Origin of the sequence: Pseudomonas sp. A-RE-19, assembly GCF_019956555.1 — a bacterium.
In the GTDB taxonomy this organism is placed as follows: Bacteria; Pseudomonadota; Gammaproteobacteria; order Pseudomonadales; family Pseudomonadaceae; genus Aquipseudomonas.
The window spans coordinates 41662-57608 of sequence record NZ_JAHBDQ010000024.1 but is presented as its reverse complement, the minus strand read 5'-3'; the positions used below and the strand labels follow the sequence as shown (position 1 = coordinate 57608).

The window sequence follows — 15947 nt, the reverse complement described above, 5'->3', positions numbered from 1 at the left end:
GATCCGCAACGTCTTTTCGACAATGGCGACTTTAAACGAGGGAGTTCCATGACAAGGATGGCCGCTGTTTTCACTTTACTGAGTTGTATGGCTTCGGTCTCGGCATTGGGGGCGTCTAGTTGTCCGTTCCCAGAGGGGATGCAGGCGTCCATCGGGGCATCGAAGCAGGTCATCGAGGCTAGACACGCGGGTGTCGCTAAGAACGATCTGCTCACCAGGATGTCGCCAGGGCTCAACGGGCAGATGTCCCAGCTGCTAAACAATATCGTCGACGAGGTTTACGATCATCCGGCTCTGCTGCCCGAGGTGTATGCGGCCTATCGGTTCGAACACTGCTTTGTTTCGCAGCAGCACGCTGAGCAGGTGGCGGCCATGAAGTTTGCCGATGCCTATCCGCTGCTGAAGAAATGCGAACAGTTGGACCCGGAAGGGGCCCGACCTCCTTGTGCAATGCGGGTAGTGCATACGGTGACCGGAATTCCCGAGTAAACCATCCGGCGCAATCGATTCATTGACGTGTTAGCTCCTTAGCCAATCTGTTGCATCGACCGGTTGAATCCACAACCCAAACCGGTCATTCGCGATAGGCAGAGAACGGCAGAGACCAATGCGGACGGTGGGTGGAGCTCAAAACGCAGGCCAGCTTATCCTCTCACTTGGCACCCGTTACTCACCCCATCCCAGCTCTGCGTAGGATATTTGGTCTTGTTCGGGGAAGTCTGTCTGGTATTCACCCCATGCCATGAAGGAATAGTATTTGGTCATCGCTTCGAAGTGACTGTCAGCTTCGACCGTCCAGATCAGCTTGGAGTTTGCTGAAAGAAGATTGCGCGCGTCATCACCGTGAACACCTGCCAGGCAGAAAGTCTGGCAACCATCGGGTTCCAGCCAAAGTTCATGCTTCATATTCATAGCTCGTTTTTGCCCGGCTTTACGGTGCCCGAAAAGTAGATCGAGTGGTCACTCTTGGCCGGTAGTTGCGCGTCGGATTGAAAGGCCGCTCTTGGCCGATTCTGTTGAAAAAGTCGGCCATGGTTTCCACGGTAGAAAAGTACGCGCTTGAGATAGAAATCTTTACATTGAGCAGGGGATTCCGGGCTCAGATTTCGCGTAGCGGCGCGCAAAAAACGCATTTTCAGCGGTCAGTATGTGGACGGTCTGGAAGAACCGACTTTTTCAACAGAATCGGCCGATTGCTGCCTGTCGCGAAAAGCAGCTAACGACTGTGGATTCAACCGGGTATTGCCACGAAGCGTTTGTGGGATTGCAAGAAATTCGTCTCTCTCACAGCCTGAACTATCTGCCAAGATACGTTGCAGTGATTTGTGTCCTCTCGTGCCCAAGCTCGCGGCTGATAGTCTGTCGAGCATGGGCGTCTTCAATTCGCTGCGCTGCACTCAATTCCCTGGCTGATAAACCACCTGCTGCTGGTGCCTTCCAACCGGTCAAAGCCTCATACCGGTTTTGCGCATACCGGCGACGTAGCCCGTGCATATGGCTAAAACCCGCCGCCTTGCATTGGCCATCGTAGACGTTGCGTTGCTGGATGTAGTTTTTGTGTGCTGGGATCAACGATCCGACTCCCGCCAGGCGATGCGCTGCTTGTAGCACCTCGCGTTGTTCCGATGTAGTAATCGGCACAGACCTTTCTCGCCCGCCTTTCGTCCACGAGCCCTTGAGAAGAATGTAATCCCCTCGATCCGCATACCCAGGTTGGAATTTTATCGCTTCCTCCCGACGTAACCCGAATGCAGACTGCAGCTGAAGACTCATGCGCACGTAGGAGTCGGTAATCTGGTCAAGGCCTGATCCCAGTTCCCGGGCTTTGTTGATGTTCGTAATGTAGCGCCGGTCAGCCACGCCAAGTTGCGTATTGTCCGCTGGGAGAATGCCGGCCTTGCCGATCTTCTCGGCCCACCACCGAAGATGAGAAAGCCGATTTTTGATGGTGCCAGTTGACAGGCCTTCGCTTTGCCAACAGTCCAGCAATGCAAGGGCGTGCTTGCCCTTAAGCGAGGAGGCCCTCATCTGCCGGAAGCCGGCCTCGCGCAGTTGTCGCGCGGACAATGCCAGTGAGCGCATACGGTCGGCCTGTGTGGTATGGCTGCCATCGCGATTTCGCCGGCAAAGCTGCTGCAGGGTGTAGGTCAAGTCGTCCATATTCCACCATCGGGGCATTAGCCGATGCTTGTTGCGTTGTCCTGAGTTTCATTGGTTAGTGTTGATGCCAACTCGCTAGGCGAGATCCCGTGAGGGCAAGGGCGTGGTGTTCAGGAGACACCAGTGTCTCGAATGAGGCGTCCGTCTTGCTTCCTGCTGGAAGGCCGAACGGAGTTCGTGCGAGATGAACGGGCTTATAGCGTCGATGAGTTCTCCAATTAAGTGAGTGGGATTGGGCAGGTTGCGGCAGTCCTGTGCATTGCACACAGGACCGCCACTTGGGACAGAGCGCCAGCGGCGCATAGAGGAGTGAATCCGAGAGACAAAGTTGGCTCCGCCCCATGGGTAGGGGTCGGTATGCTGAGGGAGCCTGGCATACCTGGGATGGGACCCATCCATCCTTTCGGGTGGATCAGCCGCTTGCAGGGTCCTGCGCTGTTGGGATGACGACACACGATGCCTGTCGTCGTTGGCGTTACCAGGTGAGTGTAAGGCGACCATCATCATGTACGTCGCACCCAATGGGATCTTACGGTTGCCCGTATTGTTGGGGGCGTGCGTGGGGCCGTCACTGCGGCTTGCAGTGACGGCCTATCTCAGACATCCGTGCCGGGCGACAGCTATGGGCGCTGTGTCAGGTAGGTATTTGCCCGCGGCTTGGGGCACTGACGCGGCCTTCGGCCTTGTCGGCTGCCTGCGCAGAAGCGGCATGGTCCCCATGCCACGCCTGCCCAGGCAGCTTGTGTGCAAAGCGGATCTTTCGTGGACAGAGTGGGGATGGCGCGACTCTAAAGACTTTGACGCTGTATGGCGCTATTCCGAACCCCTTTCTTGATAATTAAAAGGCGGTCAGCTACGCGAGCTGATCGCCTTTTATCTCACTGCAGAGCATTCCCGCAGACGGATGCGACAACTACTCTTTTAGCTCGACGTTATCCAACGCCTGGTTAACCGCCAACTCCCCCAACATGATCAGCTGCGCAATGCCAATAGCGGTTTTGCGGTGTGAGGTGTCGAGTGACGCGGCGAAATTGTTGAGCATGATGGATGCGCAACCCAGTGTTTCGCAGGCGTTGGCCAGCAGTGATTCGGTGTCGTACACCGGGTTAGCCAAATACATCGGCTCGGGTTTATTGGTACTGGCCATGATTAAAGCCGCCGGATTGAGGTAGTGATCGAGGGCGCGGTTAGCCGCGTCGTTGAGCTTCTTCGAATTGATCGATTCGTACGGGGAGGTCGGGTCTGTGACTGGTGGTTCAGGTATCTTGGGCATCAGCTGAAACTCCGAGTAAGAGCCAGAAGGATTGAAGCGTCACGGTCGCGACCGTTAACGGCTTCTGCGCAGTGAGTGGGGCAAGCCCCCCTCACTCAACTGTCTGGCAACTAACGCGGGACGCGGTAGTTATCCAGAACGCGATTAACCACTAGCTCACTCAACATGATCACCTGTTGCAGCATCAGCATCGCTTTGCGCTGTGAGTCGTCCGCAGAACCGGCGATATCGCGCGCCATGTCACTGGCGGACGACAGCGATTCGCAGGCCTCGACGAGCAGCGTTTCATCATCAACGGTGGGATCGACGAGAAAGATTCTGCCGGGCTTACGCGAAGGTGTAGACGTCTTCTGTGCCCCAGGGGTGAGGTAGAAGTTGATCGCACGGTCTTTCGCCGTTTTTATATTCTGGGCTTCAAGAGCAGCGTCATAGGGGATCGGATCGGTATCCGGTGGGTTGGGCGTAACTTTGAACATAGATGAACTCCTACTGCAGATTTTAAGGAGCCATCACTCTCGCTACCAAACGAGGGTGGCGGCCATACGCGGGTTGGTAGACCGGCTGCAATAGGAAACCCGGCGCTCGCAAAGGAGCCCCACGCATGACCACCATATAAAGCTGAGTCCCCAAAAATAGAGACTGCATAAGGTGTTGCCATACGGCTATTACAGACGGGCTACCAAACCCGATCACTGTTTTTCAGTGACAGGTAAAACGATATAGGCCGCCCCATAGCCGTACAAGCCGGCGGATTCTGTCTCAGTCGTAGGCATTGGCACAAGGTTTCGTAGGCTATTTGAGGTAACAGCGGGTGTTTTTAAACGCGCAATTCCAAGCATGTTTACTTCTGACAAGTCATTGAGGAATCAACTGACGGTCTTCTGTGTTTTGGCTGGGTAGTCGGCTCTATGGGGCGATGTTGGTGTTAATTTTCTCTTGAAGCATTAGCAAGTGTTCGCCCTGTTTAAAAGACGCGCCTCGCTAGGCAGGACAGGCCCGCCATCCCTTAGCTTCCATCATCTTCGTAGCCAGCTCTCCAGCGTTCGTCGGACCCGCCAAGATCTTGCGCATGTTAGCGATGTGCGGCCGGCCAATTTCGCGCCATGCCGGTTCCACGGGCGGCTTCTCGCAGACCTCTGCGCGCAAAGGAGACGCGGGCCGAATCGCTTCAGGTTCGTTAGCGGGTTGCGCCTTTTTGCGACCTGCCCACAAGCGAAACTCGCCTGCCAATACGCGCTTCACCAAGGCGAAGAAATAGGCGACGACATTACGCACCGTGCCGCCCTGACTGCGTGCCTGCAGTTCGTCCAGCACATCCTGGCGATGTTGTGACGGCAATCGCCTCAAGGCTGCTAGCACGTCTCTTTGCTGATCGGCTTTGGCGTTGTTCAGGCATGCTGGCAATGCCATTGACGCCGATGGTGAGTCGCTTTCCTCACACGTGCGCGCGCGGTACGTACGTTCTTTTTTATACAAATACGTCTTATACGTACTGTCTGGCTTAGGAGGCATTTGAGGGGCTTGTTTGGTCTGCTGCGTGACGGTCGCGCTACTCATGGAATTGTTGGATACGGGTGTTTGGTTTGCAGGAGGGCGTTTTTTCGATGGCGTCGAGGGTGGCGGATCATCGTCTTCGTTACATTGCACCTCGGTAGAAACGGGGGCGGCTTTGGACGTTTGCTCAAGCGTTGCCAGGATGTGCTTGGAAAGACGATCGAGATGGCTGTTTTTGTGGCCGGTGCAGGTCTGTAAAAGCTCTGGCAGGCTAGGGTCAAGAGCACAGGCCTCCTGGAAGTTGAGCGCACTCTCGTTGACCTGATACAGCGCGTTGAGAACATTGCCAGTCATGGGGTCGCAATGCTGCCCCACCAGGCTGATCCAGCCCGTGAGGCGCAGCACGGCAACCGCGCGCCAAGCTGTGTCGAACCCGGCGCGCTTTGCTAAAGGGGTGCACGTGAGGTAGCTGCGCAACTGCCCCATTCCCGCCAGTGGGTAGAGGCCTCCCGCGGAGCGCAGCATGCGCATAACTTGCCAGCAATGACGGTCCACGGGTGTGAGGCGGATATCGAGCGTGAGCGTATGTCTCGTGGTGCACGGTGCATCTTGATCTTGCGAGTTCTGGTGGGTGTGTTGGTGTGCCATGAGATGTCTCCGAGGTATGGGGCACGATGGCCCGTTCCCCTACATCTCATCGCGGTTCACTCAGCCGGACAGCCAACAACCCGATCAGCAGCACAACCTTATTTGTTCAGCCTTCGTACGGTCGTGGTCGATGGTCATTCGCCGACAGCGATGCATCGCACCGAGCTACCAACCGGCTGGCAATCTCTTTCATATTTTGTGGCGTCACGGCATCCAGAGATGATCTCCCTCCCAGAGATTTATTCGGGCGATGCAGTGCATGGTAGATGTCCCAGGCATCCACTCCGCGGGGTGTCTGTCGCAGGACCGTTTGAACCAGTTGCCGCTTCAAAGGCTCAAGTTGCCACACCGGCACGCGTTGTCCTTTGTTGCCCAACTGGATCGCCAGCAAGTTGCCCGCTTGTATCTCGTAAGTGATCCATCGGCGAGATTTTCCTGCGAGCTTCGCGTAATCGGCCACGACCACGTTTTCGGGTCCCTCAAAAATCTCCATGAGCTCCAAGCGATCTCGTTGGATTTTCGGCAATGTGGGTTTGGCGTAGTGGGGCATCTCTACAGAGGACAGTCGATGGCTCAGCGGCATTGTTGCTGGCGGGTTCTGCTCGGGGGACGTCACCAGCATGGTGGGGACATGCTGGCTTGGGGCTGGAAGGGCAGGGAAGTGTTGGCCCGTAATTGTCGGAACGCCTTGCAAATGGATGGTCAAATGGGTGCTGGCGGCCTGGACTTGACCTTGTTCGAACAGATCCAGTCGGTCGGCCCAATCCTGAATCATCAACCTGCGCTGTTCGACGTACTCGGCGTGGTTGTAGGTGGCGCTGATGCGGTTGGGATCAGAGTGCGACAACTGCGCATCAACCCAAACTTTCGGATAACCCAGTTCGTTGAGCGCGGTCGACATTGTGGCGCGGATGCCGTGTGCGGTGAGCCGGCCATCGTAGCCCAGGCGCTTGAGGGCGGTATTGACGGTGTTCTCGCTCATGCGGTTACTGATTCGCGTGACGCCGGGAAACAGGTAGATCTGCGCTGTCTTGACCCTTCCAAGCATGTAGCGAACGATTTCCAATGCTTGTACGCAAAGCGGAACGATATAGGGCGGAACATCAGTGGCGCGCTTGCGTTTCTTGGCGGTGAGCATCTTGCGCTGCTTCAGCGAGGCTACCGGGATAAGCCATAGCCCTCGATCCAGATCGAACTGATCTGGCGTGGCGAGGCGCAGCTCACCGGTGCGCACACCTGTCAGCAACAACAGTCGAATCGCCAGCTGAGTTGTGCGCCGGCCTTGATACTTGCGCAGGGTCTGCAGGAAGGGCGGTAGCTCGGTCATGCGCAGAAACGGATTGTGCTCAACAGGCGGCAGGGGGACGGCTACAACGTGCAGGTCAGTAGCCGGGTGATTCTCCATTCCCTGAATCATGACCATTGCATAGTCGAACAGCTGCTTTAACCATGAGCGCAGTTTTTCGGCGACCGACAGTGCCCCGCGTTTTTCGACGCGTCCGATGACTTCCAACAGCATCGGCCGAGTGATTTCGTAGATGGACAGGCGCTTGAGCTGGGGGAAAACGTCCTTTTTGAAAACCCGAGGGATGATCGAGAGCGAAGTCTGGCGTCCCTCTTCGAGGGTTAGACTGCGGTGGTTCAGCCACTTCTCGTAGACCGTCATGAAGGTGTTTTCACCTTCCATCTTGATGGCGTTGAGTTTCTGCTTGCGTTCAATACGAGGATTGATGTGTTTGGCTACCATCGCCCGAGCCTGATCGCGCAATTCGCGGGCGTCTTTCAACGAAAGTTCGGGATAACTGCCCAGCGAGAAGCGGGTTCGCTTTCCGAGCCATGAGTAGCGAAAGTGCCACAGCTTGGAACCACCACGCGAGACGAACAGAGAGAGCCCGTCGGAATCGCTGAGCGTGTAGTTTTTTCCAGTGGCTTTGGCCTGACGGACTTTGAAATCGGTGAGCATGTGTCCAACCCTCAGAATTAGAGTTGGATGCGATGGTCATGCCCTGGAGATGGCTCCTCCAGCAACAATGCGGAACGGGAAAGGCCGCAAAGATGTACCACTTTATGTACCAAAAAGGACCGGTAGTCAGTGGATTACGCTGGATGTCACTGGAATGAAGCTAGGGAAAAAACCGTATCAGCTCAGTGACTTGCATTCGTTCCGTGGACTTGTATAGACGACCATGGAAAGGAAATGTGGAGCGGGTGAAGGGAATCGAACCCTCGTTATCAGCTTGGGAAGCTGGAGTAATGCCATTATACGACACCCGCTCAGAGCGGCTGACTTTGTACCAGATGTGGGCGCGAATTTGAAGTTTTTCTTTATGCGCGATGGCTTTAGCGCCGGTTGGAACGCACGCAGGGACCGCGTAACGGTCATTCGCGGGCAAGCCTCGCTCCTACAGGGCTGGGCTTGCTCGCGATGACTCTGTTTCAAATTGCCAATGCATGGTGGTCCTGGACGTAGTGGTAACGCGGTCGGCTATCGTGTTGCGCCGGTTTCAGGAAGCCCAGCAGTGCGTTGCGGCTGTCTCGGCAGGCGGCTTTGTGCTCCATGTCGAGAAAGTGGCCGGTGGCCTGCAGGGTGCTGAAGGTGCTGTGCTGCACATGGCCGGCGAACAGCCTGGCATCTTCGGCGGCGGTGTACTCGTCCCATTCGCCGTTCATGAACAGCACCGGCACGTTGATTTTCTTCGCCGCGTTCAGGTAGCACTGACGGTCGCTGTTGAGCACGTCGCTGATGTGAAAATGCATCTGCCCGTATTCATGTTCGGCCAGCGAGCTGACGTGACGGTAGTTGAAGCGCTTGAACAGCGAGGGCAGGTGTTTGCCGATGGTGCTGTTCACCAAGTCACCGACCCGATTACCGTCCCGGCTGCCGAGATAATCGACGCCGCGCTCAAGGTAGTCGAGCATGTGCTCGTTGACCACCGGCGAGAACGAGCTGATCACCGCCTTTTCGATGCGCCGTGGCTGTTGGGCGAGGGCGACCAGAGTGGCGGCGCCACCAAAGGAAAACGACAGCACGTGCTCGGCGGCGAAGTGGTCGATCAGCTCAAGGAGGATCTGCCCTTCGATTTCCTTGGTGAGCATTTTCTCATGCCGGTTGTGCGCCTTGGACTTGCCCGCGTAGGGCTGGTCGTAGCACACCACATTGAACTGCGGATAAAGGTTTTTCACGGTCTGTGCAAACGACGCAGTCGTGGACATCGAGCCGTTGACCAGAATAATGGTCTTCTCTGCGGCGTCTGCGCGATAAAACTCCGTGTAAACCCGATACTGACCCTGTATATCCAGCACAGCGATTTCTGGCCTCATGTCAAAGACTCCTGGCAAGCGGGTATGCGCGCAAATCAGATTGCACGAGCTTTGTGACAGGTAGGCATACGCCTGGAATTTTTGAAGGCCCATGTCGATCCATTGAAGGCAGGTCGACGGGTATTGTTATAAGCGGGCAGTTTGCCGGGGGAATGCGGAACCTGAGGGTTCTCTGCCGGCAAAAAGTTTCTTAGAGTAGTTTTGGTGACTCGTCGGTCACATTTCGCGCCGACGTCCTGATTCAAGCAGGGGTCACGTCATCGCGCAAGTATCTTTCGTAAAATTTTCAGCAGCTTCTGCTGAGCGGTCGCCTGCTTAGATCAATCGGATCTCATCACTGCTCAACAGCCGGTATTCGCCGGGCTTCAACGCGTCGTCGAGCACCAGCGGGCCCATGCATTCGCGGTGCAGGCGCAACACCTTGTTGTCGAAGTGGCCGAACATCCGTTTGACCTGATGATAGCGGCCCTCGACGATGCTCAGGCGCGCGGATTTTGGCCCGAGGATGACCAGTTCGGCAGGTTGTGTGGTGAGGTCTTCGAAGGCGAAATACAGCCCGTTGGCGAAGGTGATCGCGTATTCGGCAGTGATGTCCTGCTCGGTCTCGACGTAGTAAACCTTGGGCAGTTTGGTCTGCGGTTGGGTCAGGCGTCGCGACCAGCTGCCATCGTTGGTGATCAGCATCAGGCCGGTGGTGTTGAAGTCCAGGCGACCGGCGATGTGCAGGTCTTCCTTGTCCGGCTCATGGATCAGGTCGAGCACCGTCGGGTGTTGCGGATCGCGGGTGGCACTGACGCAACCGGGCGGTTTGTGCAGCATGAAGTAGCGGGCCGGCTTACCGACCTGCAGTACCTCGTCGTCGACTTCCACGCGGCTGAACTCGAGCACCTCGGCGTGGGGGTCGCTGACGACCTCTCCGTCGACCCTGACACGCTTTTCCACCAGCAACAGGCGTACCTGCTTACGGTTGAAGCGGGGCAGGTTGCTGAGAAAGCGGTCAACGCGCATGACTAGGGATCGGTGGGAAAAGGGGGGCGCATCTTACGTGATCGCCCAGGCGACTGCTTGCAACTGCATCTCGACCCGGGCGCAGGCCGGGCACAGGCAGGACTTGTCGCGCAGCTCGGCGGGCAGCGCCTGGAGCACCGCCGGATCGATGCTGACGCCGTAGCACCAGCAGGCACGATCGACGGTTCGCGGGTCAGCCAGGGTGCAGTCGTTGGAAGCGCCGCAAGCCGGGCAGAGGTCAGGTTTATTCATGAAGGGGCATTCGATTACGGCCGGTTTGTCTGGCCCGAGACCGCGCATGATCGGCCGGCAAGCACTCGTGCGCAAGCCGGCGATCCTGGAAATCAACGCCGATCGTTCAGATACGCCCGCCACCCGCCCAAATGACTGATATCCACCGCCCCCTCCAGGCCGTAGGGCTCACAGATAAACCCGCTCTCCCACCGCCCGTCCGCCAGTTGCACCTTGCCCAACCCCAGCGGCGCCGGAATTGCGGTCAGGAACGAGCCCAACTCACTGCTTGGCAACTCCCATACTTCTACCGCAATTGCCGCGCCACCTTCCTTCACTCGGACCATGCCCGGGCGATAGGGTGGGCCACCGGCCAAGGCATACAGCTGATAGTCGGGGGAACTGTGAGTGGCTTCGAGCAAACGGGCTCCACGCTGCTTGAGCTGCCAGTTCAGCGCCAGCCCATCCAGGTGCGCGCCGCAGACCACCAGCCGTGCGCGATCATTGCGCGCAACATTCGTCGGCGCAGGCACGGCCAACCCTTGCTGACGTTGCAAGGCATCCGCCACGCTCAACAGATACTGATCGGTAAACGCGCGGCCGAACAATGTCACGCCCCATGGCAAACCATTGCCCATGAATCCGCTGGGCACTGCGACGGCGGCGTAATCGAGCAGGTTCATGAAGTTGGTGTAGTAGCCCAGTTCCGAGTTGCGCAGCACCGGTTCGGCCGCAAGCTGGGCCAGTGTCACCGCGCGGCCGATGGTTGGCGTGACCACGCAATCAAGGCCTTCCAGGGCTTTGTCGCACAGCACTTTCAAGGCCTGCAGACGGTATTGGGCACGGAAGGTCTGCACGCCGGTCACCGCTGGGGCCTTGGCCAATACGGCGCGAATCACCGGCAGCACGGCTTGAGGGTGTTGCTCCAGTAACTCGCCGGCCACGCTGTAACGCTCCGCTACCCACGGCCCTTCGTAGAGCAACCGCGCGGCTTCGAGAAATGGAGACAAATCCAGTTCGACCGCTTCGCCGCCCATGGCTTTGAGCTGGTCGATGGCGTCGCCGAACAGCAACGGGCCTTCAGGACAGCCGAAGAACGCCAGATCCTGCGCACGGGGTACACCGAAACGGAATGGACGCGGTGTGCCGAAGGCCGAGCCGTCATTCCACAGCGGATTACGGCGACTGTATTCGTCCCGTGGATCGAGATGAGCGGTGAGGGCGAGCAACTGACTGGCTTCCCGGGCCGTGGCGGTGAAGGTCGTGACGCAATCGAGCGTTCGACAGGCCGGAACCACACCGGCAGTGGAGATCAGCCCTTTGCTGGCTTTCAAACCGACCAGATTATTCAGTGCCGCCGGCACGCGACCGGAGCCTGCCGTGTCCGTGCCCAGTGAAAAACTCGCCACGCCGAGCGCCACCGCCAGGGAAGACCCGGCGCTGGAACCGCCCGACGGATACTCCGGCAACACGCTGTTCGGGCAAGCGCCGTACGGCGAGCGGCTGCCATTGAGGCCAGTGGCGAACTGGTCGAGATTGGTCTTGCCCAACGGAATCGCACCCAGCGCCAGCAGTTGCTCGACGATGGTTGCCGAGCGTTCCGGCACATAGGCAAACGCAGGACACGCTGCCGTGGTGGGAATACCCGCCAGGTCGATGTTGTCCTTGATCGCGAACGGCACGCCGTACAGCGGCAGGCTGCCTGGGTCGCGACCGTCGAGTGCGGCGAAGTACGGTTCCAGTTCCAGGGCACTGAGCAAATGGATGAACAGGTGATAGTCCGGGTTCAGTGCCGCGGCTTTTTCCCGCAGGCTCAGCAGCAGTTGCCGAGGCGTAGTGCTGCCGTCACGGTAAGCGTTGCGCAGGGCGTCGAGTTGCAGATTGATGTTCATGGCGATAATCCTTTTTTAATGGCTTGAGTCGAGTTCCAGCACCACCACACGTTGCCCGGCGCGCACCGCCGAACCCGGTTGCACGCGAATCTCGCGCACCACGCCCGCCATGGGCGCGAGCAGCGGGATTTCCATCTTCATCGACTCCAGAATCACCAGCACATCCCCAGCAGCGACCCGGCTGCCAGCCTGCACCTGAACCTGCCAGAGGTTGCCGGCAATGTGGCTGTCGACGCTCTGTTGACCGTCGGCTAACGGTGCCTCTTCGGTCACTTCCGGAGCCAGTTCTTCACTGTCGAAATGCGCTTGGCCGCTGGCGATCCAGCGCTCACGCTCGGCGTTGAACGCGCTTTTTTGCTGATCCCGAAATGCCGCGATGCTCTGGGCTTCTTTGGCCAGAAACGCCTGGTAATCCGCCAGATTCAGCTGACTGTGTTCGATGTTCAGATCAAAGCGCCCAAGCGGGAAATCCCGGCGAATGCGCAGCAGTTCATCGGCGCTCACCGGGTAGAACCGGATCTGGTCGAAGAAGCGCAGCAGCCACGGCTTGCCGTCGAACGCTGCAACCTCACGGTAGCGGTTCCACATCTGCAAGGTGCGGCCGACGAACTGATAACCGCCGGGGCCTTCCATGCCGTACACGCACATGTAGGCGCCGCCGATGCCCACCGAGTTTTCCGCGGTCCAGGTGCGGGCCGGGTTGTACTTGGTCGTTACCAGGCGATGCCGAGGATCGAGCGGGGTGGCGACCGGTGCGCCGAGGTAAACATCGCCCAGGCCCATCACCAGATAACTGGCGTCGAACACCGTGCGCTGCACTTCGTCGAGGTTCGGCAGGTCGTTGATGCGGCGGATGAACTCCAGATTGCTCGGGCACCAGGGCGCGTCCTTGCGCACCGTGGTCATGTATTTTTCGATCGCCAACTGGCAGGCCGGGTCATCCCAGGACAGGGGCAGATGGACGATGCGCGAGGGCACTTGCAGGTCCTTGGCGGCGCACACGGCGTCCCATTCACCGGCAACAATGCCCAGCAGATCGGCCAGCGGCAGTTGTTCGGGTTGGTAGTGAACTTGCAGCGAGCGGATGCCCGGTGTCAGGTCGATCACGCCGTGCAGATGTTTGCTTTCCAATGCCTGCATCAACGCGTGAGCGCGAAAGCGCAGGACCAGATCCAGTTCGGGGGCACCGATTTCCAATAACAAATGAGTGTCGCCCGACAATCTTGCAACCAGTCTCGTGTCGTCCTGACCCAAATCCAACACCACAGGCGACGCAACCCCCTGTGGGAGCGAGCCTGCTCGCGATGGGGCCAGATCAGACACGGCATCAACTTCATCGCGAGCAGGCTCGCTCCCACAGGAATCCCATTTCAAGGCGAGTTGGCGGGCGGTTTTCAGGTCGACTGGGTGAAACTGAACCTTGTCCCCAGCCTTGAGCTGCCCCAGCTGCCAAAGGTCCGCCTCGATCACCGTCACCGGGCAGACAAACCCACCGAGGCTCGGGCCATCGGGGCCGAGGATCACTGGCATGTCACCGGTGAAATCCACCGCGCCAATCGCGTACGGATTGTCATGAATGTTCGACGGATGCAGCCCGGCCTCGCCACCATCGGCTCGCACCCATTCAGGCTTGGGCCCGATCAACCGCACGCCGGTTCGGCTGGAATTGAAATGCACTTCCCACTGGGTCGCGAAGAAGGTGCCGATGTAGTTTTCGCTGAAGTATTCCGGTGCGCCATGTGGACCGTAGATCACCCTGATCTGGCGTATGGCAGGCAATTCGGTGACCTGTTCTTCAGCCAGTTGCTGACCGTTGCTGCGGTCGATCAAAGCAGGCACATGCAACACGTCACCCGCTCGCAACGCACGACCGCCATGCCCGCCAAACTGACCCAGCGTGAACGTACTTTTGCTACCCAGATAATCCGGCACTTGCAGGCCGCCGCGCAGGCACAGATAGCTGCGTGCGCCTGCACCGCCAAGGGTGCCGAAGCTCAAAGCGGCCCCGGCGGGGATCAGCAATGCGGTATTCATCGGCACTGCTTCACCGTTCAGCATCACCGCAATCACCGCCCCCGTGACAGCCACCACCGCATCACAATTGAAGCGCAACAACGGCCCGCTCATGGTGATTTCCAGCGCCGCTGCACCTTCATCGTTACCCAGCAAGCGATTGCCCAGACGCAGCGCCCGACTGTCCATCGGCCCCGACGGCGGCACGCCCACCGCCCAGTAACCGAGGCGTCCCGGAAAGTCCTGAATGCTGGTCTGCGTGCCGGCGCTGAGCACTTCAAAGGTGTTGGCTTGATAGATCAGAGCTTCCAGGCAACGGGTCCACGGCTGGCCGCTGGCAAACGGCGTATCGAGCAGAATCTGCCGCAAGTAATCGCGGTTGGTTTCCACCCCGTACAGCAGGCTGTCGCCCAGAGCCTGATGCAGATCGACGCGGGCTTCTTCGCGAGTCGGCGCCCAGCTGATGACCTTGGCGATCATCGGATCGAAGTACGGCGGGATCTCGCAACCGGCCTCGACCCACGTGTCGATGCGCAGGTGTTGGCCATCGGCAACGGGAAAATTGACGGCAGTGAGCAGACCTGGACTCGGTTGGAAATCCCGGCCCGGATCTTCGGCATAGAGGCGTGCCTGAATCGCATGACCGTTGGCTTTCAATCCCTGACTCAACTCGCGCAACGGCGGCAAATCACCGGCCGCCAACTCCACCATCCAGCGCACCAGGTCCACGCCCCACACTTGTTCAGTGACGCCGTGTTCCACCTGCAAGCGGGTATTCACTTCCAGAAAATAGAAGCGCTGGGCATCGCTGTCGAAGACGAACTCCACAGTGCCCGCGCTGCGGTAATTCACCGCTTTGGCCAGTTTGATTGCCGCTGTACAGAGTTCTTCGGCCATGCCCTCGGGCAGGTTAGGGGCCGGGGTTTCTTCAAGGACTTTCTGGTTGCGTCGCTGCACCGAACAGTCACGCACGCCGAGGGCAAGCACCTCGCCCTGGCCATCGCCGAACACCTGCACTTCCAGATGTCGGGCGCGCTGGATGTACTTCTCGATGAACACGCCAGCGTCGCTGAAATTGTTCTGCCCGAGGCGTTTGACGGCGTCGAAGGATTCGCTCAATTCGCCGGCGTTGCGGCACACGCGCATCCCGATGCCGCCACCGCCGGCGGTGCTTTTGAGCATCACCGGGTAGCCGACCTGTTCGCCTGCGATCAACGCTGCGTCGAGGCTATCGAGCAGCTCGGTGCCTTCGAGCATCGGCACGCCGTGTTGCCTGGCCAATGCGCGAGCGGTGTGCTTGAGGCCGAACACCCGCAGCTGCTCCGGTGTGGGGCCGATGAAGGCGATGTTGGCGGCTTCGCAGGCTTGGGCGAATGCGGCGTTTTCCGAGAGAAAGCCGTAGCCGGGATGGATCGCAGTGGCGCCAGTGGCTTTTGCGATGGCAAGGATTTTGTCGACCGCCAGATAAGTGCCAGCGGCGGCGCCTTCACCGAGGCTGTGGGACTCAAAGGCTTGCAGGATGTGCAGGCTGGCGGCATCGGCTTCGGAGTAAACGGCAACACCCTTGACCTGCAATTCACCCAAGGTACGCAAGATGCGACAGGCAATGGCGCCACGGTTGGCAATGAGGACTTTTTCGAACATGGCATAACCCCTGGAGGCGATAACGCATCAGCCTCGACTTGGGATGCGGGCCGTCCCGCAGTTTTTCGATAGGCGCCGAGGTCGTCCCCGGCGGCAGAATCAGTTCACGTCAAAACGCCACCGAACCCCTGTGGGAGCGAGCCTGCTCGCGATAGCGGTGTATCAGTCGACATCAATGGTGAATGTGCTGACGCCATCGCGAGCAGGCTCGCTCCCACATTGGATTGAGGGTGTTCTTCTATTTGATGCACTGCCCGGAGCGG

General features: G+C 58.6%; 12 protein-coding genes and 1 tRNA gene. 1 reads left to right on the top strand and 12 read right to left on the bottom strand.

Annotated elements, in window-relative coordinates; genetic code table 11:
* Positions 1-48: 48 nt before the first annotated feature.
* Complete coding sequence (locus tag KGB14_RS17155; RefSeq protein WP_223487943.1) at positions 49-489, top strand: hypothetical protein; 441 nt, start codon at positions 49-51, stop codon at positions 487-489.
* Between the two features lie 177 nt (positions 490-666).
* On the opposite strand, the gene KGB14_RS17150 is transcribed toward KGB14_RS17155, so the two are convergent.
* From KGB14_RS17150 to uca, 12 genes are all read right to left on the bottom strand, one after another.
* The gene (locus tag KGB14_RS17150) at positions 667-906 is read right to left on the bottom strand and encodes a hypothetical protein (protein ID WP_223487942.1); all 240 of its coding nucleotides are present in this window, start codon (positions 904-906) and stop codon (positions 667-669) included.
* Positions 907-1296: 390 nt separating this feature from the next.
* Positions 1297-2160: a phage integrase N-terminal domain-containing protein gene (locus tag KGB14_RS17145; protein WP_223487941.1), complete on the bottom strand. Its 864-nt coding sequence runs from the start codon at positions 2158-2160 to the stop codon at positions 1297-1299.
* A 913-nt stretch (positions 2161-3073) separates the two neighbouring features.
* Positions 3074-3433, bottom strand: a complete 360-nt coding sequence (locus tag KGB14_RS17140; protein WP_223487940.1) for a DUF6124 family protein — start codon at positions 3431-3433, stop codon at positions 3074-3076.
* Positions 3434-3543: 110 nt separating this feature from the next.
* Positions 3544-3909, bottom strand: coding sequence for a DUF6124 family protein (locus tag KGB14_RS17135; protein ID WP_223487939.1), 366 nt, complete (start codon positions 3907-3909; stop codon positions 3544-3546).
* A 505-nt stretch (positions 3910-4414) separates the two neighbouring features.
* Positions 4415-5575 carry an STY4528 family pathogenicity island replication protein gene (locus KGB14_RS17130; RefSeq protein WP_223487938.1) on the bottom strand — a complete coding sequence of 387 codons (1161 nt, stop codon included), beginning with the start codon at positions 5573-5575 and terminating at the stop codon, positions 4415-4417.
* A gap of 106 nt (positions 5576-5681) precedes the next feature.
* Positions 5682-7538: a tyrosine-type recombinase/integrase gene (locus KGB14_RS17125; protein WP_223487937.1), complete on the bottom strand. Its 1857-nt coding sequence runs from the start codon at positions 7536-7538 to the stop codon at positions 5682-5684.
* Between the two features lie 237 nt (positions 7539-7775).
* Positions 7776-7849, bottom strand: a tRNA-Gly gene (locus KGB14_RS17120).
* 162 nt (positions 7850-8011) lie between these two features.
* Positions 8012-8896 (bottom strand): alpha/beta fold hydrolase, encoded by an 885-nt coding sequence (locus KGB14_RS17115; RefSeq protein ID WP_223487936.1) that lies wholly within the window; start codon positions 8894-8896, stop codon positions 8012-8014.
* A gap of 315 nt (positions 8897-9211) precedes the next feature.
* On the bottom strand, positions 9212-9904 hold the full coding sequence (locus KGB14_RS17110; protein ID WP_223487935.1) for a pseudouridine synthase: 693 nt from the start codon (positions 9902-9904) through the stop codon (positions 9212-9214).
* 33 nt (positions 9905-9937) lie between these two features.
* On the bottom strand, positions 9938-10156 hold the full coding sequence (locus KGB14_RS17105) for a cysteine-rich CWC family protein (protein WP_223487934.1): 219 nt from the start codon (positions 10154-10156) through the stop codon (positions 9938-9940).
* A gap of 92 nt (positions 10157-10248) precedes the next feature.
* Positions 10249-12027, bottom strand: coding sequence for an allophanate hydrolase (atzF, locus tag KGB14_RS17100; protein WP_223487933.1), 1779 nt, complete (start codon positions 12025-12027; stop codon positions 10249-10251).
* Between the two features lie 15 nt (positions 12028-12042).
* Complete coding sequence (gene uca / locus KGB14_RS17095) at positions 12043-15684, bottom strand: urea carboxylase (protein ID WP_223487932.1); 3642 nt, start codon at positions 15682-15684, stop codon at positions 12043-12045.
* Positions 15685-15947: the final 263 nt, after the last annotated feature.